At 37.2% G+C, this 25,294-nt stretch carries 22 protein-coding genes; 16 read left to right on the top strand and 6 right to left on the bottom strand.

The features are described 5' to 3' along the window. Positions 1-57 precede the first annotated feature (57 nt). Genes CIB29_RS06645 through CIB29_RS06635 form a run of 3 tightly spaced genes read left to right on the top strand, consistent with a single transcriptional unit; the run spans position 58 to position 4,490 of the window. A complete protein-coding gene (locus tag CIB29_RS06645) occupies positions 58-2,577 on the top strand; it encodes an FtsX-like permease family protein (RefSeq protein WP_094547979.1) in 2,520 nt (839 codons plus the stop codon). A gap of 30 nt (positions 2,578-2,607) precedes the next feature. Further along, positions 2,608-3,282 carry an ABC transporter ATP-binding protein gene (locus tag CIB29_RS06640; RefSeq protein ID WP_094547977.1) on the top strand — a complete coding sequence of 225 codons (675 nt, stop codon included), beginning with the start codon at positions 2,608-2,610 and terminating at the stop codon, positions 3,280-3,282. Positions 3,283-3,332: 50 nt separating this feature from the next. Beyond that, positions 3,333-4,490: an HlyD family secretion protein gene (locus CIB29_RS06635; RefSeq protein WP_094547975.1), complete on the top strand. Its 1,158-nt coding sequence runs from the start codon at positions 3,333-3,335 to the stop codon at positions 4,488-4,490. Between the two features lie 401 nt (positions 4,491-4,891). On the opposite strand, the gene CIB29_RS06630 is transcribed toward CIB29_RS06635, so the two are convergent. Further along, complete coding sequence (locus CIB29_RS06630; RefSeq protein WP_207653085.1) at positions 4,892-6,256, bottom strand: DDE-type integrase/transposase/recombinase; 1,365 nt, start codon at positions 6,254-6,256, stop codon at positions 4,892-4,894. A 198-nt stretch (positions 6,257-6,454) separates the two neighbouring features. Here CIB29_RS06630 and CIB29_RS06625 point away from each other — a divergent pair, with 198 nt between their 5' ends. The 11 genes from CIB29_RS06625 to CIB29_RS06575 all read left to right on the top strand — a co-directional run bounded on the left by CIB29_RS06625 (position 6,455) and on the right by CIB29_RS06575 (position 18,156). Continuing rightward, positions 6,455-7,330, top strand: a complete 876-nt coding sequence (locus CIB29_RS06625) for an ABC transporter substrate-binding protein (protein ID WP_094547970.1) — start codon at positions 6,455-6,457, stop codon at positions 7,328-7,330. Between the two features lie 46 nt (positions 7,331-7,376). Then, entirely contained in the window at positions 7,377-8,066 is a 690-nt protein-coding gene (locus CIB29_RS06620; RefSeq protein WP_242965079.1) for an ABC transporter permease, read from the top strand. Then, the gene (locus tag CIB29_RS06615; RefSeq protein WP_094547968.1) at positions 8,063-8,755 is read left to right on the top strand and encodes an ATP-binding cassette domain-containing protein; all 693 of its coding nucleotides are present in this window, start codon (positions 8,063-8,065) and stop codon (positions 8,753-8,755) included. Before CIB29_RS06620 ends, CIB29_RS06615 begins: the two co-directional genes overlap by 4 nt. A gap of 21 nt (positions 8,756-8,776) precedes the next feature. Then, on the top strand, positions 8,777-10,000 hold the full coding sequence (locus CIB29_RS06610) for a molybdopterin molybdotransferase MoeA (RefSeq protein ID WP_094547965.1): 1,224 nt from the start codon (positions 8,777-8,779) through the stop codon (positions 9,998-10,000). Positions 10,001-10,077: 77 nt separating this feature from the next. Next, positions 10,078-11,985, top strand: coding sequence for a molybdopterin biosynthesis protein (locus tag CIB29_RS06605; protein ID WP_094547962.1), 1,908 nt, complete (start codon positions 10,078-10,080; stop codon positions 11,983-11,985). Between the two features lie 10 nt (positions 11,986-11,995). Further along, positions 11,996-12,955: a GTP 3',8-cyclase MoaA gene (moaA, locus tag CIB29_RS06600; RefSeq protein WP_198543779.1), complete on the top strand. Its 960-nt coding sequence runs from the start codon at positions 11,996-11,998 to the stop codon at positions 12,953-12,955. 36 nt (positions 12,956-12,991) lie between these two features. Beyond that, positions 12,992-13,480, top strand: a complete 489-nt coding sequence (gene moaC, locus CIB29_RS06595; RefSeq protein WP_423241292.1) for a cyclic pyranopterin monophosphate synthase MoaC — start codon at positions 12,992-12,994, stop codon at positions 13,478-13,480. Positions 13,481-13,762: 282 nt separating this feature from the next. Next, on the top strand, positions 13,763-14,599 hold the full coding sequence (locus CIB29_RS06590) for an amidohydrolase family protein (protein WP_157910227.1): 837 nt from the start codon (positions 13,763-13,765) through the stop codon (positions 14,597-14,599). Positions 14,600-14,722: 123 nt separating this feature from the next. Next, positions 14,723-15,547 (top strand): purine-nucleoside phosphorylase, encoded by an 825-nt coding sequence (locus CIB29_RS06585; protein WP_094547953.1) that lies wholly within the window; start codon positions 14,723-14,725, stop codon positions 15,545-15,547. A gap of 39 nt (positions 15,548-15,586) precedes the next feature. Next, positions 15,587-16,837, top strand: coding sequence for an adenosylhomocysteinase (locus CIB29_RS06580; protein WP_094547951.1), 1,251 nt, complete (start codon positions 15,587-15,589; stop codon positions 16,835-16,837). Positions 16,838-16,854: 17 nt separating this feature from the next. After that, the gene (locus tag CIB29_RS06575; RefSeq protein WP_094547949.1) at positions 16,855-18,156 is read left to right on the top strand and encodes an amidohydrolase; all 1,302 of its coding nucleotides are present in this window, start codon (positions 16,855-16,857) and stop codon (positions 18,154-18,156) included. A 168-nt stretch (positions 18,157-18,324) separates the two neighbouring features. On the opposite strand, the gene CIB29_RS06570 is transcribed toward CIB29_RS06575, so the two are convergent. The 5 genes from CIB29_RS06570 to CIB29_RS06550 form a co-directional block, all read right to left on the bottom strand. Beyond that, positions 18,325-18,510: a hypothetical protein gene (locus CIB29_RS06570; protein ID WP_094547947.1), complete on the bottom strand. Its 186-nt coding sequence runs from the start codon at positions 18,508-18,510 to the stop codon at positions 18,325-18,327. Positions 18,511-18,548: 38 nt separating this feature from the next. After that, entirely contained in the window at positions 18,549-19,301 is a 753-nt protein-coding gene (locus CIB29_RS06565) for a glycerophosphodiester phosphodiesterase (protein ID WP_094547945.1), read from the bottom strand. Positions 19,302-19,408: 107 nt separating this feature from the next. Further along, the gene (locus tag CIB29_RS06560) at positions 19,409-20,806 is read right to left on the bottom strand and encodes an ABC transporter substrate-binding protein (protein WP_094547943.1); all 1,398 of its coding nucleotides are present in this window, start codon (positions 20,804-20,806) and stop codon (positions 19,409-19,411) included. 114 nt (positions 20,807-20,920) lie between these two features. Then, positions 20,921-21,742, bottom strand: a complete 822-nt coding sequence (locus CIB29_RS06555; RefSeq protein ID WP_094548139.1) for a carbohydrate ABC transporter permease — start codon at positions 21,740-21,742, stop codon at positions 20,921-20,923. 11 nt (positions 21,743-21,753) lie between these two features. Next, complete coding sequence (locus tag CIB29_RS06550; protein ID WP_198543778.1) at positions 21,754-22,719, bottom strand: carbohydrate ABC transporter permease; 966 nt, start codon at positions 22,717-22,719, stop codon at positions 21,754-21,756. Between the two features lie 495 nt (positions 22,720-23,214). Here CIB29_RS06550 and CIB29_RS06545 point away from each other — a divergent pair, with 495 nt between their 5' ends. Together CIB29_RS06545 and CIB29_RS06540 are read left to right on the top strand one after the other, a co-directional pair. Further along, a complete protein-coding gene (locus tag CIB29_RS06545) occupies positions 23,215-24,030 on the top strand; it encodes a hypothetical protein (protein WP_094547941.1) in 816 nt (271 codons plus the stop codon). 142 nt (positions 24,031-24,172) lie between these two features. Continuing rightward, positions 24,173-25,189 carry a YncE family protein gene (locus tag CIB29_RS06540; RefSeq protein ID WP_094547939.1) on the top strand — a complete coding sequence of 339 codons (1,017 nt, stop codon included), beginning with the start codon at positions 24,173-24,175 and terminating at the stop codon, positions 25,187-25,189. Positions 25,190-25,294: the final 105 nt, after the last annotated feature.

The following is a 25,294-nucleotide window of genomic DNA, read 5'->3' as shown; positions in this document are numbered from 1 at the left end:
TATATAATTGTATAAAGTTATCCACGAGACTATAAAGTCTTATATAGAGGTGATGATGTGCCAATTATTTTCAAGTTTATATTTAAAAATATTAAAGAAAAGAAAACGCGAACATTCCTTATAGTGTTTTCGATAACAATTTCCACCGCACTATTTTTTGCTTCAACAGCGATTAGTGATTCGTTAAAAAAAATGTATACAGAACAGATAAAGAAGTTTTACGGGGAAACCGAGATTGTCATTCAAGCCGGGAAGAAGTCTCCGACAAAGTACTTTTCAACTTCTTTCCCACCGGAATATGCCAAACGTATTGATTATTCGGTAGGGGTTTTTAACGGTATAGGCATATACAAATACAAGAGAAATGGCTCAAAGTATGAGAATGTAGTTATAAGTCTGAGAGGTATGGAATGGAAGGATATTCAGAAGATGACACCCGTTACGCTTGCAAGGGAATATAACCTCGAACCCTTCACGGGAAAAAAGATAGTCATTAGCAAAAAGACTGCCGACAAGTACGGACTTGAAATAGGTAAGGTATTCGAGATTGAGATAGAAGGGGTAAAATATAAATTCACAATCAGTGGAATTGCACAGATGACGGGGCCTTTTAGTGACGACGGGCAAACACATCAGGCTGTTGTCCCAAAGGATACGTTAAGTACTCTATACGGGCAGAAGGGTAACGTTACTACCATTTATGTCAAGCTTAAAGATCCTGGGGAAAAGCAGTTCATGCTGAGTGAACTGTCTGAATTGTTAAAGCGTTATACTGTCAGAGAAACTATATCACCGGATGATTTGGAAGCTCAGGCTGGCAGTATTGTGATTATATTATCAATGGCACTTGTCATGGTTTTGTTTATGAGTGTTTTCATAATATATTCCTCCTTTAAAGTAATTACTACCGAAAGGCTGCCTATGATTGGCACCTTTAGAAGTGTAGGGGCAAGCAGGAAGGTAACAAATTTTGTACTGCTTTCGGAAAGTATCTTTTATGGAGTAACAGGGGGGATAATAGGGGATGTCCTGGGGATAGGAGTGCTGTACCTTATTGCAAAGGCGACAACGCCGGTATGGGACTCAAGCTATAAGACATCAATACAGTTCAGTGTTATGCAACTGATAGTGTCGTTTATTGTTGCAGTTGTATTATCACTGGTAAGTTCTTTGATACCGATATTGAAGGTGTCGAGAATACCTGTCAAGGATATAGTATTGAATAATATGGAAATAAAAAGCAATAAAACTGGTTTATGGAATATAATATTAGGAATAGTGCTGCTTGTTCTGGCATTACTATTACCACCTATGGCGGTTGGAAATGCGGGGCTGGCTTTGAACTCAATTTGCATACTGGGAGGAGTAGCTGCTATAGTGCTTCTAATTCCTTTCATTACAAAGGTTTTTGTTAAGATATTAGAAAAGATATATGTATTTGTTTTTGGAAACGAAGGGGTGCTGGCGGTTAAAAACCTCAGGAACAATAAAAGCATACTTAATAATATATCACTGCTTGCTATAGGAATTTCAAGTCTGCTTGCAATTAATGTTGTAAGCCAGAGCAGTATTTCGGAAATCATCAATTATTTTGACCGCGGCATCAAATATGATTTGAGCTTTAGTATACCGGAAATGGGCAGGAGTTTCGAATTTTCACTGCGCTCGATAGAGGGAGTCAAGGAAGCCAAGGGATTTTATAATGCCAGGAAGATAGAGGTCAAGGGGACCGATAAGATAATACAGAACATAGAAAGTGCAGATAAAAATACATTTATGGATTATTTCAATATTATACTTGGGGGCAGCAAGGAAAATACCTTGGAAAAACTTAAGGAACTGGATTCTGGAAGAAATATCATAATTACAGGCATGATAAAGAACAGGCTGGGAGTTAAAGCCGGAGATACCATTATATTGCGAATGCCTGCCGGTGACAGGGATTACAAGGTTATAGACGTTTGGGATACCATGATGTACGGAGGAGACTATGCTGTGATTGCAGAGCGGTATCTCAAAATGGATATGGGAGTGAAATATTATGATTATATAGCGATTAAAACCGATAAAGACCCTTATGAAATGTTGCGATTTCTAAAAGACAAGTATGCGAAGAATGGAGCTGGAGGAATAACTATGAATGAAGTCAAGGCCCTGATTGTAAAGTCAAACGCTAGGATATTTGGGGTTTTAAACGGTTTTTCCATACTGACAGTCCTGATCGGAATTATAGGAGTTTTCAACAACCTAATCATCAGCTTTATTGAAAGGAAGCGTTCTTTAGCGGTTTTGCGTTCTATAGGCATGAATAAAAGGCAGATTATTAAGATGATTTTTGTAGAAGCACTTACAGGGGGTTTGATAGGTGGAGTAATTGGAGTTATGGGAGGTATTCTGCAGATATCGGTAATGTTCTATATAGTCAGAATAATAGTATCATCGATTCAGATAAACTATTCGGCTTCTCTACTGTTGAGTAGCCTACTGGCAGGTGTAATAATAACGCTGACGGCATCGGTTGGTCCGGCAATGAAATCGTCGAAGCTCAACATAATTGAGGCTATAAAATATGAATAAAATTGGTTATACATAAGAAAGGAACAAAATATGAGTACAATTATTGAAGCGAAAAATTTGTGCAAAACCTTCACGCTTGGAGGTGTTTATGTGGAAGTACTAAAGAATATTGATCTTAAGATTGAGAGCGGAGAATTCGTCTCCATTATGGGTCCTTCCGGTTCGGGCAAGAGTACCCTCCTCTACCTTCTAGGTGGGCTTGACAAGCCTACTTCGGGGAGTATAAAGATAAAGGGGAAGGAAATTTCCGGGATGGACGATAAGGAAGAGAGCATCATGCGTAGAAGGGATATCGGCTTTGTATTCCAGTTCTACAATCTTATACCTAACTTAAACGTAGAAGAAAACATAATGCTTCCGATACTTCTTGATGGAAAGAAAATGAAGAATTATACCGCAAAATTGAAACAAATTCTTGAGGATGTAGGTCTTTCAAACAGGAGGCACTATACCCCGAGGGAACTGTCGGGAGGGCAGCAGCAGAGGGTGGCTATAGCAAGGGCTCTCATAAATGAACCCGATGTGATTCTTGCGGACGAGCCTATAGGCAACCTGGACAGTAAAACAGGTATTGAGATTATGGAACTGTTCCAGAGGATTAACAAGGAGAAAGGTAAAACTATCGTTCAGGTAACTCACTCAAAGGAAGCTGCGGAATATGGTCAGAGAATAATAAATGTTAGAGACGGGAAGGTATGGGGATGAGATTATGAAAAAGTATTATTAAGTATTAAAGGCAATAGGAGGGTGTAGGGATGAAAAAAATGATATTTGCGATATTGTTAGGGATGCTGTTTTCATTCACAGCATGTAGTAATGATAAGAACAATGAAGAAGTGGTAACCCAAATAAGTACTGAAAAATCAGTAAGTGATAGTATAGAAGTATTTGGTGAAGTAGTGGCTCTTGATACAAAAGATATTTTTATAGATTTTCCAGCCTTTGTACAGAAAATCTATGTAAAAGAAGGGCAGTCGGTAAAAAAAGGAGATAAGTTAATTAACCTAAATTATGCCCAATATAAAAATGATATAGAGAAAAAAAGTAAAGAAATAGAACTCAAAAATCTAGAGTTTCAAAATTCTGTAATCAATATAAGTGCAAAGGAAAAAGAGCTCAATAGATTAAAAGAGGAAAGAAATGAGAAAGCCAGCCGTTTAGCTAATAATACAGACCCTGATATGCAAATGCTTCAATTAGATTTAGATAAGGTAATGAAAGATATACAAACAGCTAAAGAGGATTACGAAAAAAATAAGAAATTATTCGACAATGGTGGAATTTCTAAAAAGGAATTAGAGACATATGAATATAATTTAGATACAAAGGAGAAAGAAAAGGAAGATATTCTTAAATCTATGGAAAAGCTTAAAAATAATTTGAAAGAAGGGCTTAAAGAGTTAGATACATTAATAGATTATAAAGAAGCTGAATTAGCAAAAGCAAAAGGCGGCAATATAATTGCAATAGAGCAGCAAAGATTAGGCATAGAAATTAATGAGCTAGATATGGCCACAATGCAAAATAAATTAAACAAAAGTTATATAAAAGGGAATGACATTGTTTCGGATATAGAAAATGGGATTATATCTAAAATTTCCTGCACAGAAGGTAGTGTAGTAGGAATGGGGGGAGCGAGCAATTTATTAAGCATAGTAGATGCTGATAGCATACAAGTTATAGCAGATGTATCAGAGGAATTTATAAAAAACGTTAAAATAGAAGCAGAATGTGAAATCACTTCTTATCATGATAAGTCAGAGAGGATCAAAGGTAAGGTAACAAAAATCTCAGATATAGCAATAAAACAAAATGGAGAGAAAATTATTAAAGTATATATTTCTATTGAGGAGAACAAAAATCTTTTAAAACCTGGATTTAGTGTAGATGTAAAAATACTAAAAAAAGGATAGTATGGCGTTCTCTACTCAAAATAAACCATTTACCTTTCATATATTAAACATTTTTGGTAGTGTCAAAAGTTCTATGAAAACATGAAGTTGAGCTACCAATAATAACAAAAATTGTAATGTTGTACATTGAGATTTAAATACTGAAGATTTGCACGAAGAAGGCATGTGCCATGGCATGTTCCTGAATGGCGAGGTACTATCTAATAGACCTATGGAGTTTATGGATAACCCGCCCGGGGCATGGATAACCTGTGCACAAAGCATGGACAACGAAAAGCATGTTGCCAACACTTTGCACACAGGTTACCCACACCCCTAAAAGCAGCGGGTTACCCATAAACTCCACAGGTCCGGTGACTACTGCTATATCATTTTTTGATTTATTTATATAGAGAAAATGATTAAGCTGTTTGTTGTGTTTTAATATAGGCCTGTGACATCTTAATAAGTATCTGCCATCTGGCAGGCATATTGGGAAGTGTAGATAGTTCTTCCAATACTACTGGAACTTTACCTTCCAATGTTGAGTGTGGCCTTAGAAAATTAAAATAGGCAACAAATAGGGTTAAGAACGACACAGAACCATCAAAACTATTGAAACCATTGGTAGGCCTGTAATCACGGTTGAAGGTGCGGTTGAGTCTCTCAATAATTTGTTTGAGAGGGCGGTATTCCTCAGAGACAGGATCATCATTAGAAAGGCCGATAACCTGCTTGATATCAAAGTGAATACCGTATTGGGCGAAGTAATGCTGAGCTAGTATATAGATGGGGTTACCATCAAAGATTAGAGTAAGATCATCAGGTATGTTTTCAAATTTGGATAGGGTATCGTCCAATGCCTTGATAGCAGTAACAGTATCTCGATTAGGAGATACCGGATAAGAGAGAATAATCTTTTTTACCGCATCAAAGATGAAGAACACATAATGCCATTTACCATTAACCTTGATATACGTCTCGTCGCCACAGATGGAGCCAGACGGGCTATACTTGTAGTTGTCGATCAAAGGCTTAATATTACGGGCAACAGCATCTGCGTAGTTTAGTACCGATTGGTGGGAAACACTTACACCATGGACTTCACGCATCAATGCAGCAGTCTGCCTTGAAGACATACCGAAGTTTACGTAGTAGGTAAGGATAAGATCAAGAATGTGGGGAGAAACAGATAATCTTGATAAATTCACAGTATTGGGCTGCGAGGCTTGCTTTGCAAGAGGTTCAAAATCAATATTAAACTCTCTATAGATGTAGTGCAGCTTAAAGTCATGGGGATTAGCTTCATAACGTAGCTTTTCTTCAGCAGACATTGAGTTAAGTTTGGTAAGGTAATATGGACATTTAGGATTCTTACACTTATGGATATTAAAGTCCTTACGCTGCTTTTGTTGAGTAAGAACCTTACCACAGTGAGGGCAGCAGAATAAAAGGTTTTTGAGATAGTAGTTCTTCTTATTGAAGGTACACTCACAAACCTTGCATAAATACTGACCTCTGCCACCTGTATTATCGTACAGGTAATCATGAGGGGCATTACATCTGGGGCAGGTTATAGTTTCAGGGACAGTAGAAGGTATCCTTCTCCTCACTGGGGGAATGAGATTGCCAGTAGCTTTAAGCTGATCAGCAATACGCTTTTTGTAATCAAGTTTCTCAAAGGTTTTAATAATAGGCATTTCATCTACCACAAGCTTACGGCAGGGTTTTTTAACAGGCTCATCGTAATACTTGCGGGGAGAGTGTTTGCCAAGAACGCAACACATAAGATATATAGTAATTTGATATTGTAATTGAATGTATAGTAGTAAAACTGATATAATGTTGTTCAAATCTATACATTCTCAATTTCCAATTTTATAGGGGTAAGATAAATTTTAAATAAAAGTCAATAAAATCAAAGGGTACAGGTCAAAAGTTGATAAAATTTTTGACACTACCACATTTTTGAAGGAGGAAATCCTATGAAAAAGAACACTTATTCACATATTTCAAAACCTGTATTAGTTATAGGAAAAAGATTCCTGCTGTCTGTTTCTGTTTTTCTTCTGGTAATAGTCTTAACCAGTTGCAGTATGAGAACCGGCAGAGGAACGTTGACACTAGCGACTACTACCAGTGTTGATGATTCCGGCCTGCTCATGTATTTGAAACCCGAATTTGAAAAGGACACGGGTATAACCCTAGAAATAATCGCTCAGGGAACCGGACAAGCTATAAAAACTGGTGAGAATGGAGATGCAGACGTGCTGCTAGTGCATAGTAAAAAAGCTGAGGATGAATTTGTTTCAAACGGACATGGATTGAAACGGATTGAGCTGATGTACAATTATTTCGTTATTGTAGGTCCTAAAAACAATCCGGCCGGAATAACAAACAATTTGGATGCTGCTGCCGCCCTGAAACGGATAATGGAATCAAAAAGCCCATTTATATCAAGGGGTGATGACTCTGGTACCCATAAGAAAGAGGTATCCCTTTGGGAAAAATTAAAGGCAACTCCTTCAGGTGACTGGTATATTTCAGCAGGTAAGGGCATGGGAGCTGTATTGTCTATGGCAAATGAAAAACAGGCGTACACCCTTACGGATAAAGCTACCTACCTGTCTATGCGCGATAAGCTGGACTTGCAAATTGTAGTAGATGCTGCTCCGGATCTCAAGAATCAATATACGATAATTGCCGTGAACCCTGAAAAGCATGACGGCATCAACAAGGAAGGCGCACAGAAGTTTATAGAATGGATGACATCCGAAAAGGCTCTGAACATGATAAATGAGTTCGGTAAGGACAAATATAGAGAAAGCCTTTTTATAGTGAATTACTCTAAAAATAATTAGGATTAAAAAATGTGACATTTTCAATGCTTTTTGAAAGGGCTAAACCATGAACGAAATAATGAACAGTATTTTTAGTGCATGGAGTTTGATAGTATCCTTAGACAGCGAAGTATACGGTATTATCCTATTATCACTGCTTGTAACGGTAGCAAGTACGGGGGGAGCTGCAGTATTGGGAATACCTATCGGTATAATAGTAGGCAGCAGGAATTTTATAGGGAAACGACTGTTTGTAAGAGTAATAAACACATTAATGGGACTTCCTCCTGTGGTTGCTGGTTTGGTGGTGTACCTGTTTTTATCCTGTAAAGGTCCCCTGGGACATATGCAACTGCTTTTTACACCTGCTGCAATGGTGATTGCACAGATTATTATAGTGTTACCGATAATAACGGGTTTGACTGTCGTTGCTGTGCAGCTTAAATACAAATCCATAGAGGAAACCTGCAAAGGCCTTGGCATGAGCAACTTCAGAATTATTATCATGCTTATCCATGAATGCAAGTACCCGCTGTTCTCAGCCCTATTAGCAGGATATGGGCGTTCCATATCGGAGGTGGGTGCTGTAATGCTGGTAGGCGGCAATATACAATACAAAACCAGAGTTATGACAACGTCCATCGTGCTGGAGACCGGAAAAGGAAACTATGATAAAGCACTTGCACTAGGTATTATACTTATACTTGTCTCTTTTTTTATAAATTGGATACTACAACGCTTTCAGGAGGCAAAATGAAGATACGTTTGTATAATGTAACAAAATCATATAGAGACAGAGTTGTATTGAATATTGAAAATCTGCAATTTGACAGCAGAAAAGTGTATGCCATCCTTGGACCCAACGGTTCGGGAAAAACTACCATGTTAAGACTGATAGCAGGTATTGAAAAGGCTGATGCAGGAGTGATATACTACAATGATGCTGCACACCGGCCTTACAGAGATTTATCCTATATGCCGCAAAAGCCATATATATTTGATACTACCGTTCTCAAGAATGTAACTCTGGGTATGGGGAATGCAAAAGAAGCTGCAAATGAAGCGGAGAATGCGCTGAGATTTTTTAATATGCAGAATTTTATCCATGCCAGCGCTTGTTCCTTGTCGGGAGGCGAAGCACAAAAGATTGCCATTCTACGCACCTTAATACTGAATAAAAAGCTGGTATTGATGGACGAACCTACTTCCGCGATCGATATTCCAAGTATGAAGCTTATAGAGGATTATATTGCTGAAGTTATAACAAAAAATGGTGCTACAATGATTTTTTCAACGCACAACCCTTCCCAGGCATCAAGAATGGCTGATGAGGTGATTATGTTATGGGGAGGATGCATTGTAGAAAAGGGACCTGCCGATAGTGTACTGCATTCCCCGCGTATGCAGGAAACAAAAGAATTCCTTAAGTACTGGGCACAATACTAAATCCGGAGGATAGAGAGCATTATGTATCATGTAAAGAGTTTTGATGATGTAATAAAAATAATTCATGCCAACTTTTCCGGATTTGAACTGGAAAGTGAAGTGGTCAATATAAAAGATGCTGTTAACAGGATTACGGACGATGATATAGTAGCTGTTGAAGATATACCCGGGTTCAATCGTTCTTCTGTTGACGGCTATGCTGTAATAGCTTCCGATACCTTTGGTTCAAGCGAAGCTCTTCCGGTTCAGCTTAAACTGCTTGGAGAAGTGAAAATGGGAGAAAAAAACTATTTGACAATTGCTTCAGGGCAAGCTGCCTATATACCTACCGGAGGAGAGCTGCCGCAGAATGCAGATGCTGTAGTTATGATAGAATACTCGGAAGATATGGACGATGGGTTTGTATATATTTATAAGCCTGTTGCTCCTGGGAATAATGTAGTTTTCAAAGGTGATGATGTAAAAGCTGGAGATGTGGTCTTAAAATCGGGCTCCAGTTTAAGACCACAGGATATAGGAGTATTGGCTGCGTTAGGTATAGAAAAGGTTGCCGTAAAAAGGAAAATCAGAGTAGGTATAGTATCCACAGGGGATGAAGTGGTGGATATTCGTCAACAACCTGTTGGTTCTCAGGTAAGGGACGTCAATTCCTACTTTCTTTATTCCGGGCTGCTCGAATACTCTGTAGAGCCAATTTTATACGGAATAACAGCCGATAGTTATAAGAAGATAAAAACAGTAGTTGAAACTGCACTTGAAGAATGTGATGTAGTATTAATATCTGGGGGAAGCTCGGTAGGCACCAGAGACGAAACCTACAAAATTATAAACTCTGTAGGCGATCCTGGTGTACTTATACACGGGATTGCTGTAAAACCGGGTAAGCCCACCATCATAGGAAAATCAGGAAGAAAGGCGCTTATCGGCCTGCCAGGGCATCCTGTTTCAGCTTTTTTTATATTCAAGCTGCTTGTATTACGGCTTATTGATGTAATGAACGGTACAACAAGCAGGCCAGAAAGTACTGTAAAGGCCGTAATGACGGTTAATTATCCTTCGAACAACGGGAGAGAAGAATTTGTTCCTGTTATTCTCAAAAAGGAGGGTAGCGGATTCTTTGCAGAACCTGTTTTCAGCAAGTCGGGACTTATAAAGCTTCTTTCCTCTGCAGATGGCTATGTTAGGGTAGAGCGGGGTTCCGAAGGTATATGCAAAGGCTGTGAAGTCGATGTTATTCTCTTTTAATACTACTATGATGATTGGATCAGTATCGAGTTTGAGAGGACTAGCAAAAGAGTAGTTTTAGGAGGGAAAATGGAAAGATGGACTACAGTTATTTACACAACCTGGAATTGGAAGACGCACTAAAGATCTATATTGATGCTCTAAAAAGTGCTGAAGCTGGATTAGGCACCGAAGAGATACCGGTTAAGGATTCTTTAGGACGGATAACTGCAGAGGCAGTTTATGCCCGGATATCTTCGCCTCACTATAATGCGTGCGCTATGGACGGTATAGCTTTATGTGCAAAGAGTACCTTCGGAGCAACTGAAACAACCCCTGTAGTACTTGAAGAGCATACCGATTTTATTAGGGTTGATACGGGAGACCCACTACCAGACGAGTTTGATGCGGTTGTAATGATTGAGGACGTCATCGACTCGGGGGATGGGAAGATACTACTTATTAATGCCGCTGTTCCCTGGCAGCATGTCAGACAAATAGGGGAAGATATTTGCGCCGGAGAAATTATCCTTACATCAAATACGCAGATAAGACCTGCTGCAATAGGTGCCATGCTTGCCGGAGGGGTAATGAGGGTAAAGGTGAAAAAAAAGCCGGTTGTAGGTATTATTGCTACCGGCGATGAGCTTGTAAGCTCTTCTGAGACTCCTCAAAAAGGACAGGTCATCGAATTTAATTCATCAATATTTTCATCCATGCTCTTGGAATGGGGAGCTGTACCTAGGGTTTACAAAAGGGTAAGGGATAACTTGAGAGATATAAAGGATGCCATACTGAATGTGGCCCAGGAATGTGATATGGTAATTGTAAATGCAGGTTCTTCGGCCGGAAGAGAGGATTTTTCTTCTAGAGCCATAAGTGAAGTAGGAAATATGCTTGTACATGGTATCGCAATAAGGCCGGGCAAGCCTGCAATCCTAGGCTTGATTGGCAACCGTCCGGTAATCGGTATACCCGGTTATCCGGTATCGGGCATCATTGTTATGGATATGGTAGTAAAACCCGTCATAGAACATCTTAAGGGTGTGGCATTTTGCCAAGAGGATAAAGTGAAGGCAATACTCTCCAGAAAAATTCTATCCTCTTTTAAATACAGGGAGTTTGTGAGAGTAAGTCTGGGATATGTAAATGATAGGCTGATAGCTACTCCGTTAAACCGAGGGGCTGGTGTTGTTACATCTTTTGTAAAAGCTGACGGTATACTTGAGATCCCCACAAACTCAGAAGGTTATGAGAGGAATACTCAGGTTAATGTACGGCTTTTAAAGAGTGAAAATGAGATACGGAATACTGTAAATATAATTGGAAGCCATGATCCACTGATTGATATTGCAGCAGATTTGATGAGGATAAAATATCCGGGACAATATGTTTCATCATCTCATGTAGGAAGTTTGGGGGGTATAATGGCCATAAAAAGGTCCGAAACTCACTTGGCCGGAATCCATCTACTGGATGAAGAAACGGGTGAATATAACACCTCATATATTAAAAAATATCTGGCAAATGAAAAAATAGCTGTTGTTAAGGGTGTCAGGAGAATACAAGGTCTTATGGTTGCACCCGGAAATCCAAAAAACATTAAAAGTATTACCGATATCTGCGGTAGTGGATTAAGGTATGTGAACAGACAGAAGGGTTCAGGAACTAGGATTTTGCTGGACTATATGTTGAAAAAGGGTGGCATTACAGCGGGGAAAATATACGGGTATGAAAGGGAAGAATATACTCATATGTCGGTTGCTGCGCTGGTGGCGGCGGGAAGTGCTGATACAGGCTTGGGTATTTATTCGGCAGCAAAGATATATGGCCTCGACTTCATACCTATATGTGAGGAGCAGTATGACTTTATTGTGCCAGAGAGGCATCTGGAATTAGTAACCGTAAGGCAATTTATTGATATATTAAGGTCTTCAGAGTTCAAGAACTTGCTTGAAAAAATGGGCGGATATGTTGTTAATGACGCAGGAAAAATAATTGGTTGACGGTGATGACATGAAGGATAGATTCGGAAGAAAAATTGAATATTTACGGATATCCGTAACACAAAATTGCAATTTGAGATGCATATACTGCACATCCGGAAGCAGCAATTATACAGATAACTGCTGTACAGGCCTTACTCCGAGAGAAATTATGATTATTGTTAAGGCAATGGCCAATATTGGGATAAAAAAGGTAAGGATTACAGGAGGAGAGCCTCTCACAAGGTCAGACATATGTGAGATAATCAGCGGTATTTCAAGTATCACAGGAATTGAGGACTTATCCATCACAACAAATGGCATATATCTGTATAAAATGGCAGAGGAGCTAAAGGAAGCAGGACTAAAAAGGGTAAACATCAGTCTCGATTCTCTGCGATATGACAGGTTTCAATATATTACTGGAGGAGGTAGGCTTGAGCATGTATTGACCGGGATAAGCAGAATCCTTGAATTGGGGATGAGACCTGTGAAGATAAACACTGTATTGGTTAAAGGATTAAATGACGACGAGGTTGATGACTTTATCATGTTTACCAAGTATAATTCGGTAGATGTCAGATTTATAGAACTTATGCCTATTGGTAAATTTGGAGAGCAGAATACCGATAAAATAGTATTTAACAGTGATATCATCAAGGCACATCCTGACTTGATAAGGTGTGAGAGTTATGATAAAGCAGAAGTTGCAACATACTATCAAAAGGCCGGATACAGAGGACGGGTAGGATTTATTAGTCCTATGAGCCATAAGTTCTGTTGTAACTGTAACAGGATAAGACTTACCTATGACGGCAAAATCAAACCCTGTCTGGGTGATAATGGAGAGGTAAATGTACTGGATGTATTAAGAGGCAGCCCGCAAAAGCTTGGTAAATTTATTGAATGTGCTGTCTATGAAAAGCCCGCAGGGCACAATTTTCAGGATGGATATAGCTCTGTTAGGAAAATGAATTTGATAGGCGGATAATGCTGTTGTGGGTTATAATCAGAAAAGGAGCGAAAGGTGCCTATGGAATTGACACATATTGATGAAAAAGGGAACGCTAGGATGGTTGACGTATCAGGAAAAGATGCTGGTCTTAGGGAGGCGGTAGCAATTGGAAAGATATATATGAAGTCTGAAACTGCTGCTACAGTCTCAGAGGGAACGTTACCAAAAGGAGATGTACTAGCCACTGCAAGGATAGCAGGCATAATGGCTGCAAAACGCACCAGTGAGCTTATTCCAATGTGTCATCAAGTACCTCTTGATTCGGTAAAGGTTGAGTTATTTGTCAATGAAAATGGAAACTGTATTGATATAAAGGCAACTGTAAGATGCACATGGAAGACAGGTGTTGAGATGGAAGCGTTAACGGCAGTATCGGCTGCAGCACTTACCGTTTATGATATGTGTAAAGCTGTTGACAAGGAAATGGTCATAGGAGATATTATGCTTATAAAAAAGAGCGGAGGTAAGAGTGGGGATTATATGAAATATCCGAATTTATGAAAAATAATACTTAGATACGGTGCGAAATCTGTGCCCGTTGGAGCTTCAACGTTTTCCTTCTTTTTGGCAATCAAAAAAATGAATAACCATATGGTTTTAAGAGTAAAAAATAGACTAATCTAATATTTTATCCAGATTAGTCTATTTTTTGCCATTTTTTAATCGTATGTTATGTCTAGTTTATTCAAATAATAATACATAGTTTGTAGTTCTTAGTTCATAAAAAATTATTTCTGTGGACTACGAACCATGAACTATTTTATTATAATAGGGGTAGTAAATATGATCGTTGATGAGCATGTGCATCTCGGTGGACTGTTTCAAGACACCGATTATTTTATAAAATGTTTAGATGAATCAAATATCGATTTTGTCCTGGCAACACCGTATATGTTTGAAGACAAGAATATTCCACGGACCTTAAAGGCAAAAAGGATTCCGCCATGGCTGGCCGGTACCAGACTTGCTATGGAGCTGGTAGCAAGGATTATGAGAAGCAAGAAGTTTAGAAAAAGATATATAGACTATCCACCAAATGATTATGTTGCAGAAATGGCTAAAAAATATCCGGAACGGATATATGGTGTTTACTGGGTGAATCCAAATCTTGAAGAAATCAGTAAAATAGAGAGATATTTAACTCATGAAAATTTTGTAGCAATCAAGTTTCATCAGGTCCTTTATCCTTGTGAATTAAATGATAAAAGTTTTAAATTTTTTGATTTAGCCAATGAGTATAAAGTGCCAGTTTTTATACATGTAGATAGTTTACAGGAAGTAAGGACAATCATGAAGTATATGGAAAAAAAATCGGATTTGAATGTTATAATGGCGCACCTGAATTATTTTGAAGAAGTAGCAGAAGAAATAAGTGATTTTCCTAATATGTATTTTGATATTTCTCCATTATATGCTCATAAGGATGACAAACTCATAAATGCAGTTAACAAAGTAGGGTCGGACAGGTTGCTGTTTGGCAGTGACGCACCTTGTCCGGGTTTTCAGAAATATGCAGTTAACAGAATTCGGAGATTAAATATACCTGAGGAAGATAAAAATAAAATTCTGGGAGATAACATTATCAGATTAATAAGTAAAAGGACAACTATAAGAAACTAAAAATATATGATGCTACTCATCCCGATGCAATGTATTAAAAGTGATTTATATAAATTTTATATATAAATTTTTATATGAGTATGGTAAAATATACTAGTGAATATAGTCAAAAGGAGGGTTTCTATGATAAAGCCTATTGAAAAAATGCGAGAGAGTGCAGAATATCTTAGAAAAAAATTGAACGTACAACCGGAAGTTGCAATAGTGCTGGGTTCTGGCCTGGGAATGTTGGCAGATGAGATAGAACAGGCAGTTGAGATTAACTATTCGGATATTCCCAATTTTCCTGTGTCGACCGTTGAAGGGCATGCCGGCAAATTGGTAGTTGGAAAATTAAAAGGCAGACATGTAATGGCCATGAAAGGAAGATTTCACTACTATGAAGGGTACAGCATGGATGAGGTGGTATTTCCTGTTAGAGTAATGAAACTGCTGGGGATTAATAACCTTTTAGTTACGAATGCAGCTGGCGGAATAAATAAAGATTTTGAACCTGGCGATTTGATGTTGATAAAAGATCACATTAAGTTTTTTTCAGAAAGTCCCCTGAGAGGAAAAAATATCGATGAGTTTGGACTTAGATTCAATGATATGTCTAATGCTTATACGGAAGATCTAAGAGAACTGGCAAAAGAGGTTGCGTATGGATTGGGAATAACTGTCCGGGAGGGTGTTTATGCATTTATGCCCGGTCCAAGTTATGAAACTCCTGCTGAAATCAGAATGCTTGGAATTGTCGGTGCAGATGCAGTAGGGATGTCTACAGTTCCGGAAGTTATTGCAGCAGCTCATGCGGGTATGAAAGTTTTAGGGATCTCCTGCATCACCAATATGGCTGCAGGAATTTTGGACCAGCCCTTGCATCACCAGGAAGTGATGGATACAGCCGAAAGAGCAAGAGACAAGTTTATAACACTGGTTAAGGCAATTGTTGAAAAGTGGAAATAGCTCCGAACTCCAAATTAAATAGAAACGAGGAGAATCAATATGAGAGAAAGTGTAATAAGAGATATTCATCTTGCCAATAGTGGAAGACAGAAAATTGAATGGGTAAAGAAGAATATGCCCCTTTTAAGGTATCTTGAAGAGGATTTTAAAAAGAACCAGTATTTTAAAGGGTTAAGAGCTGTTGTATGTGTACACCTGGAGGCAAAAACGGCATACCTGGCAAAGGTGTTGGCTGCGGGAGGCGCTGAGGTTTCTGTAACAGGAAGCAATCCGCTTTCCACACAGGACGATGTAGCAGCAGCCCTTGTTGCAGATGGCCTAAAGGTATATGCTTGGTATGGCGCTACCGAGAAGGAGTATTTTGAGCATTTGAATTATGCATTGGATATCAGACCTAACATCGTAATTGACGACGGCGGTGACCTCGTCCACCTTTTACACGGGGAAAGGCAGGAATTACTGCCAGATGTATTCGGCGGATGTGAAGAAACTACTACCGGGGTAATCCGTCTCAAAGCCAGGGCAAAGGAAGGTTTGTTAAAATTCCCTATGATTTCCGTAAATGATGCATATTGCAAATATTTGTTTGATAATAGATATGGCACAGGACAATCGGTGTGGGATGGCGTTATGAGAACTACAAACCTGATTGTAAGCGGTAAAAATGTAGTAATTATAGGATATGGCTGGTGTGGTAAAGGTTGTGCCATGAGAGCCAAAGGTCTGGGCGCAAATGTAATTGTGTGTGAAGTAGATCCAATCAAGGCAATTGAAGCGGTAATGGATGGCTTTAGCGTAATGCCTATGAATGAAGCTGCAAAGATAGGAGATTTCTTTATTACCGTAACCGGTTGCAACAGGGTTATATACGATGAGCATTACAAAGTAATGAAGAACGGAGCTATTCTTGCCAATGCCGGGCATTTTGATGTTGAAATTTGTATTCCCGAGTTGGAAGCAATGGCGGTTGAGAAAAAAGAAATGAGAAAGAATATCATGGGTTATAAAATGGCGGATGGCAGGTGGATTCATCTTCTTGCAGAAGGACGGCTGGTAAACCTTGCTGCCGGAGACGGGCATCCCGCTGAAATTATGGATATGAGTTTTGCTCTGCAAGCGCTGTCTGCAAAGCATATTGCTCAGAACCATAAAAATATGGAGAATAAGGTTTATGAAGTTCCAGATGAAATAGATCAATATGTTGCTCAATTGAAGCTGCAAAGCATGGGCATCAGCATAGATACTTTAACCGAAGCACAGAGAAAGTATCTTTCAAGTTGGGGAGAATAGTGATTGCGGAGGTTACTATGAATACATTAATAAAAAATGCAACGATTGTTACCATGGAAGATGAAAATAAAGTTGTCCATAATGGATATATTGCCATTGTAGATGATAGAATTACCTATGTGGGGGAAACCCTGCCTGAGGATTTTTTGCCGCAGGTAATTATTGAGGGTAGAGACCGGGTGGTATTACCGGGGTTGATAAATGCCCATACACATACGCCAATGGTGTTACTGCGAAGCTATGCCGATGATTTACCCTTACAGGAATGGCTTTTTGAAAAAATATTTCCTATTGAAGACAAGTTTGCTGCAGAAGACGTCTATTGGGCTTCCATGCTTGGTATTATGGAAATGCTAAGATCCGGGATTACTTGCTTTGCCGATATGTACTTTTTCATGGATGAAGTTGTAAAAGCAGTAAGCAGGACAGGTATTCGTGCAAATCTGTCCAGAGGTTTGCAGTGTTTTGAACCTGATTTCAACCCCACAGAAGACAGGCGTTTACTGGAAAATGAACAGCTCTTTAAAGACTGGGACGGAGAATCTAACGGAAGAATCAGGATTTTCTTGGGGCCTCATTCGGTATATACCTGCGTTCCTGATTACCTGGAGGATGTTGCGGAGCTGGCTCAAAAATTAGGGACCGGTATTCATATACATATTTCAGAGACTCTGAAAGAAAATCAGGAATGCTTGGAGAAATACGGAAAAACCCCTGTCCGCCATCTGTACGATCTCGGCATATTTAAAGCCCATACCATTGCAGCCCATTGCGTCCATGTTTCGGAGGAGGATATGGATATCCTCAAGGAAAACGATGTGAGCGTGGTATACAATCCGGGAAGCAACCTCAAGCTTGGAAGTGGAATTACTCCTGTGCGTAATATGTTGGCTAAAGGTATCAATATTGCGTTAGGTACTGATGGTGCATCCAGCAATAACAACCTGAACATGTTTGAAGAAATTCATTTGGCTGCGCTTGTAAGTAAAGGGGTAGAAAAGGAACCTACGCTTGTAAAGGCTTATGATGCATTAAAAATGGCTACAGTTCATGGAGCGATGGCATTAGGTATAAAGCATGAGGTAGGTATTATAAAGCCGGGGATGAAAGCGGATTTAACCATTGTAAATTTGAATAAGCCTCATTTTTACCCTCAACACAATGTAATTGCTAACCTGGCTTATTCGGCGCAGGCTGCGGATGTGGAAACAGTTTTGGTTGATGGCAGAATTCTCATGGAAAAGGGTGAATTCAAGACCGTTGATGATGAAGAGGTTATTTATAATATAAACAAGATAAGTAAGAGAATTTTTGAATAGTGGGGAGTGGACAGTGGGAAGTGATGAATGAATAATTTCCATACTGCTTACTCCCCACTTTCCACTCCTTACTCTTTAACTTAAAGTATAATCAATTATTGTGTGTTACCTGAATCCTTGAAGTAATTGGGTAGTATTAGAGGGTATTTTTTTGCTCTCTAACGTTACCTAGTAGTAGTTTTCAGAGTAGCACAACTTATGTGTCAAATTTTCGAGGGAAATATACCAATCTGCATCTATTTCTAAAAACTTTTTCAAATACCCCTCGTAAAATCTCTCTCGTGTTTCAAATAATTTTTGATTCCCTCGCTCGATATGCGGATAATGCAAATCCCCCATCAATGCTAACCGCATAATGTCCAAACCTCCCATTTTATTTAGAATTAAAAACTTCATCGTTCTTTAAATCTTTCTGTTAATACTTTTTTTAATTTTTCAGGAAAATCAGTAATAATACCTGTTACACCAAAATCAATAAGTTTATTCATATCTCTATATTCGTTTACTGTCCATGCATATACTTCCAAACCATGGTTTATAGCATCTATAATATTCTGCTGGTTAATCGATTGATAATATGGATGCAATGAATAAACGGGCATTTCAAAAATATTAGCATAACCTCGATGATGTGCTAAATTACTACTATATAGAAGACCAATCTTTACTTCTTGTTCTAGTAGTTTTATTTGTTGTAAACATTGATGGTCAAATGAAGAAATAACCACATTGTATATCCGATCCTTTTTTATCATTAATTCAAGCAATTTTCGCTCAATATCAGGATAATAAGAAGGGATATTTTTTATTTCTACATTGATTATGACCTCTTTAGGGACCAAATCAAATACTTCTTCTAGTAGCGGAATTTTTTCTCCCTTGAATCTTTCATGATACCAAATTCCTGCATCATATTTTTTTAGTTCGGACACTGTCATATCACTAATTTTTCCTATTCCATTAGTAGTTCGGTTAATGAAATCATCGTGACAAACAATTAATTCTCCATCTGCAGATAGATGAACATCTAATTCGATAGCATCACAGCCTTGTTCAATAGCTAATCTAAACGATGCGAATGTATTTTCTGGAGATTCTCCTGATGCTCCACGATGAGCTATAATAAGTGGTTTAACTTTTAACATAATTTAAGGTTCCCCCATTTAAATTTATAAATTGATTTCTTTTTGAAACATACATGAAAAGAGTCTATAAAAAAGACTCTTTTCAACTATAGCTGTTATTTTCCCTGTCACTGTTTAATTGTTCTATTATATTGTTGGATTTTCTTAGTAATTTCGTTAGCTGCAGTATCTAGCGCTTCTTGTGGAGACTTCTGGCCATTTGCTACTTCTTCCATTGCCTTTTCAACAATTTGCCTTGCTTCTGGGAAAACACCCATCAAAGCACCTTGTGTTGCTCGATTGGCAACTGTAGCATGGAGTTGTTCAACAGCTGTTTTGAATTGGGGAAATTTCTTCATATTTTCAATCACACTTGGCTCGTTATAAGCTTCTTTGGTAATAGGAAAATAACCGGTATTAATGTGCCAGTATGCCTGTTGCTTAGCTGAAACTAAATACTTGATAAATTCCCATGCTCCTTTTTGTTCTGCTTCCGGACGGTTGTTTAAGACATATAGACTGGCTCCTCCAACAATAACTCCACCATCTTCTGTCCCTTGTGGTTTGGGAAGAAATCCAGTACCTACTTCAAATCTGTTACCAACTGAATCAATAATACCTCGTAAAGCTGCTGTAGAATCCAAAATCATGGCTACTTGACCTGCAGCAAAAGCCTTCTTTGTATCCGCAGTACTACGTCCCAAGTTAAGCATTGCTCCACTATCTATCATACCTTTCCACCAAGTAAGTGTTTTCACACCTGCTTCACTGTTTAATAAGGATTCTGTTGCTAAGGCGTCGCGACCATTTCCGTTGTTTACTAATTCAGAACCTTGATTGGCAAAAAACTGTTCTATGAACCAAGCATAAATTGCAAAGGACGCACCATATTTTCCATTACCAGATAACTTTTTTGCAACTTGTTCAACTTCTTCATATGTAACTGGTGGTTTTTCAGGGTCTAGTCCTGCTGCTCTAAACATATCTTTGTTGTAATAAAGAATAGGATTAGATGTATTGAACGGCATCGAATATAACTGATTATTAATTGTATAATAATTGATGATATTGTTTTCTAACTGAGAAACGTCATAATGTTCTTCATCGATAAATTTTTGAATTGGAGTAATCGCTTTAGAATCGATCATGAAACGACTACCAATTTCATAAACTTGTACCATGGCTGGACCACTGTTGCTACCAAGAGATGCCTTCAATTTATTCAAACTTTCATCATAAGATCCTTGAAAAATGGCTTCAACTTTTACTTGGTTCTGTGATGAATTGAAATTAGCAACAAGCTGATCTACTGCTTTTCCAAGTTCACCGCCCATTGAATGCCACCAAACGACTTTTACTGGACCGTTTGAAGTATTGTCATTAGACGATTGTGAACCTGATGACCCTTGAACGTTTTCATTTTGACTAGCTGATTTGGTGTTCGGTATAATGCCACAGGCAACAGAAGTTAACAGGATGGTTATAATAGCCATCAAAAGCATAATTTTTTTACTAACAGGTTTCATTTTTAACACTCCTCATCTTGTATTTTTTGTATTTTTTCTTTTTTAATTTAATGAAAATCCTTATGTTTTAACCTACTTTGAATTACTTTGAAGATTTTTTTAAAAATTAAAGAATTACCCTTTAACTGCTCCGGCTGTTATACCTCGAACTAGTTGTTTTAGTCCTAACACAAGTAGGATTAAAGAAGGTAGAAGAACAATTGTAATTCCAGCTGATACGAGATTCCAAGACATAAATTCTGCCCATTGCAACATGGTGACCCCTATTTGTACCGTTCTCATCGTTTCTTGATTGGTAACAAGCAGAGGCCATAAGTACATATTCCACGTTGTCAAAAAAGAATAGACACCCAATGTACCAATGGCTGGACGAGATAAGGGCAATACGATTGAAAAGAAAATTCTTATGTGTCCACCCCCATCCATTTTGGCTGCTTCGAACAATTCCTTGGACAATTGTAAGAAAAACTGACGAAGAAGAAATATACCAAACGCCGTAGCCATGAAGGGTACCATAAGCCCCTGATAGGTGTCCATCCACCCCCACGCTTTAATCGTCAAGTAATTAGGGATTATGGTAACCTCCCAAGGAATCATCATGGTAGATAGGAAAATAGCAAAAAGTAGGTTTCTACCCTTAAATTGAATATTAGAGAATGCATAAGCGGCCATACTAGCTGTAATCAATTGTCCAACCATAACACCAGTAGAAACCACAAAACTGTTCATGATAAATTTAATAATTGGTACAGTTGTCATTGCCAATTTCAAGTTTTCTATATAAAATCTACTTGGTAAAAAGGGGGGAGGATATGAATCAATTTCTTGCGGAGTCATGAGTGCAATCGAAAAAATATAAAGTATTGGATACAATACAACAATGGCCAGTATTATGAGTATAAGATAGTGCAGGAGGTAGTTCGTTCTCTTTTTCATTAATAACACACTCATTGATAATGAACCTTCCTTTCCGTTATTTTGAATTGGATGAAAGTTAAGCTCAAAATGATGGCAAAAAGCACAATTGCGCTCGCACTTCCTGATCCAAAATTAAAATTTATGAATGCTTCCTGATACAGAGAATAGACGAATACATTGGTGCTATCTATTGGTCCACCCTTGGTCATGATGTGTATCTGACCAAATGCTTGAAAAGCTCCAATAATTGAAACAATAGAAACAAAGAAGATGGTAGGCGATAATAAAGGAAGCGTCATATTCCACAATATACGGAAACGTCCCGCACCATCAATTCTGGCACTCTCATACAAATCCTCAGAAATCCCTTGTAATCCGCTTAGCAAGACTATATAGTTAAAACCTAAATTCATCCAAACTGTTACCAAAGAAATTGAAAATAACGCCCACTTAGGATCAGATAACCAGAAAATTGATTGAAATCCTAATTGATTCAAAAAATAATTAAACATACCTGCGCTCGGATGAAATAGTATCATCCAGATAATAGAGGCGGTTCCCACTGATATAGCAATAGGAAGTGAAAAAATAAACTGAAAAATACGCATTCCCTTTAGTCTGTTATGAGTAAATAGTGATAAAACTAAAGCAAATACAATACTAGAAGGAACTGTTAGTAACGTGAAAAGAACTGTTACTTTTAAACTTGTGAAGAACTGATCTGAGGTAAACAAATTAATATAATTTTGAATACCTACAAACTCAGCAATTTTTCCTCTGGGATCGGTAATAAATAAACTTAAATAGACAGACTTTGCAAGAGGATAGAACAGGAATATCGTAAATAAAATGATAGATGGTGAAAGAAATAAGTACCCTATAACATTTTCTTTCAATTTTGATATATTTATTGTTTCTAATGTTCCTGTTTTTTCAAAAGAAGTAACTTTCTGCAGACTAATTTTACTTTCTAACTGGCTAATATTGTTTCCCACCCTTCTGTATGTTCGTTGATTTATATTATAAAGTACAGCTATGTTAATTTGGTTAACCTTTCGTAAAATTTTTGTTAAAATATTTATTAATATGTTAAAATAACAGGACAGGGGGACAGGTACGAAACCACTGACAAAGTCACTTTTTTCTGAAAATTGAACCCTGAAACCCGCTTAACTCCGTTGGCTTTTTTTAAAAGTGGCTTTTTCAGTAGTCTCGGACAGGTACATTGTCTGTTATATTTATGTATTGTAGAAAAAGCTTAGCAGACAATGTAACTGTCTCCTGTCCTTTTATATGCATATATTTTCATCAGCTTCTGAACCAAAGGATGATCTTTTGGTACATAAAGAAGTATTAACAATTTTTTTAAAAAATTTTTTCAAAATCTACACATTTCGACAAAAAAATTCATGAAAAGTATAGTATATTAATTTTGTATTTTTAATGAGCCCATATAAATGCATATTATACACAAATAGGAGGCGATATAGATGAAAGTATTTATTAAAAAAATTATACCATTAATTATAGTAGGTGTTTTATGTGTTTCTAATTTTTCAGTTTTTGCCGCAAAAGATAAAGAGCAATCTAAAGCAAGTAACAAGACTAAAACTCGAAAACAAATTAAATATGATAAGGATGGTTATAGAATTGGATTTCCAAAGCTAGATAAAAAAGAATATCCTGAACCAGATAGGACAGATAAGGCATTAGAAGAATTTACAAATTGGTATCTAGAGGAATCAGCAAATAATGCAGAATCATCTCAAAATGACAGCGGTACAGTTACTACACTAGATTTAAGTCCTAATCCTCCAACAGGAACTAATACAATGACTTTTTCTGTTGACGATCATGGCTCAATCTTTTTAGTTCATGATGGTTATTGTGCTTATGGAGCATATAGACATGCCGGTCTATTTAATGGTGATAGATTTGTTAATTTAAACAGTGCATGTATTGCTACTGCAACTCCAGAAGAAGGAACCACCTATCAGACACCTAATAAATTTAGAAGTTATGATGAATGTGTTGCACTATATGTTAAAAACGTTACATCTTCTCAAATTGATTCTGTAGTGTCATGGGCTGATACAAAAGTCGAAGCAGATATTCCTTATAAAATTAAGAATACATATCCTAATGACTACAGCACAATGTACTGTAGTAAAATGCCATATGGTGCCTATAGAGAAAAAGCCAATAAGAATATTGGTAATAATGTAATTACTTGGCTTCCATATGTAGTGCTTCCATTAGATTTGTATTTAGATAATGACACTGTAGTTTATAAAGAAGCTTTATAAGATAGTAAGTTGTGAATGGTATAATAAAATACGCTAAGGATTTTTTGATTATTCTTAGCGTATTTTGTGTATTTTTGATATAATTACAAGCATAAACGGCTTACTTGCAATTATCCTATGGAAATAAAGGAGTAATTTTTTAATGAAACTTAAGTATATTAAAATTACATTACTTATGCTTTGTTTATTAGTTGTTGTTTTTATAACTTGTAAAGTTTTTAATTTTAATAAACATGGAACTAATAACATTAATATTACTAATAGCGCTACTCAAATAAACTTTAAGAATAATTTACTATTAATGGAAGATGGGACTGTTTCTATTATTGATTCTAAAAATGATACGTTATTACAAAAAGTTAATATTGATAGATTTGGTGATTGTATTCATTATATTAATCCACAACAGGTGGTATTTTCAATATTTCCATTGGAAAAACCAGCAAAATTAGGTATAATGAGTGATAATATAACTATAAAATATATTAGTTTAAAACGTCCTGCACTTTTTGGAATTATTTCAAACAACAAATATCTCTATTGTTCACATTCAATTATCAAAGATAAGAAGTCTTATATTTCTGTACTTAATCACAATTTTAATCTGGTTCAAGAAATAGCTATCCCAGATATAGCACAAAACCTAACTGTTGATAATAACGGAAGAATTGTTTTTAATTATTATACAAATAATGGCTATCAAGTAGGAGTAATAAATGAATTAATTTTTTCTCCTTTAACTTCAGAGCCAAAGCCTATTTTTGGTTTCGGAATTGCACCTAATAATGATATTTACCTGCTTTGTCAGGACAAAGAGGCGAAGGCTTCTTATATAGATATTATTGATTCTTGCACTGGAAAAAGCAAGCAAAAAATAAACTTAGATATACCAGAACTTTCTAAAATTGCTTTTTTAAATAATAAAGCATATATTACTCATGAACAAAATAACACGGTGACTATTGTCGATTTAAATTCAAGTAGAGTATTAAAGTATATTAACAGTATAACTAATCCATATGCAATCACAACTATGAATAATAAAGTATATATTGCCAGTCATTCAATTCCAGGCAAAGTTATTATATTAGATGGAATGACTGATACCATAATTAAAGAAATTAACGTTGGCAATAGACCTCTATGCTTTGATAAATAAACTTATTTAAAGAGAGTCAAGCATCAAAAGGGACGATTCGATGCACCGAGCAAAGCTTGTGTGCTAAAACACAAGGCAGGAGAACACAGGACAAAGCACAGGACA

This window comes from Petroclostridium xylanilyticum (assembly GCF_002252565.1).
In the GTDB taxonomy this organism is placed as follows: domain Bacteria; phylum Bacillota; class Clostridia; order SK-Y3; family SK-Y3; genus Petroclostridium; species Petroclostridium xylanilyticum.
This window is presented reverse-complemented; position numbering and strand designations above follow the sequence as displayed.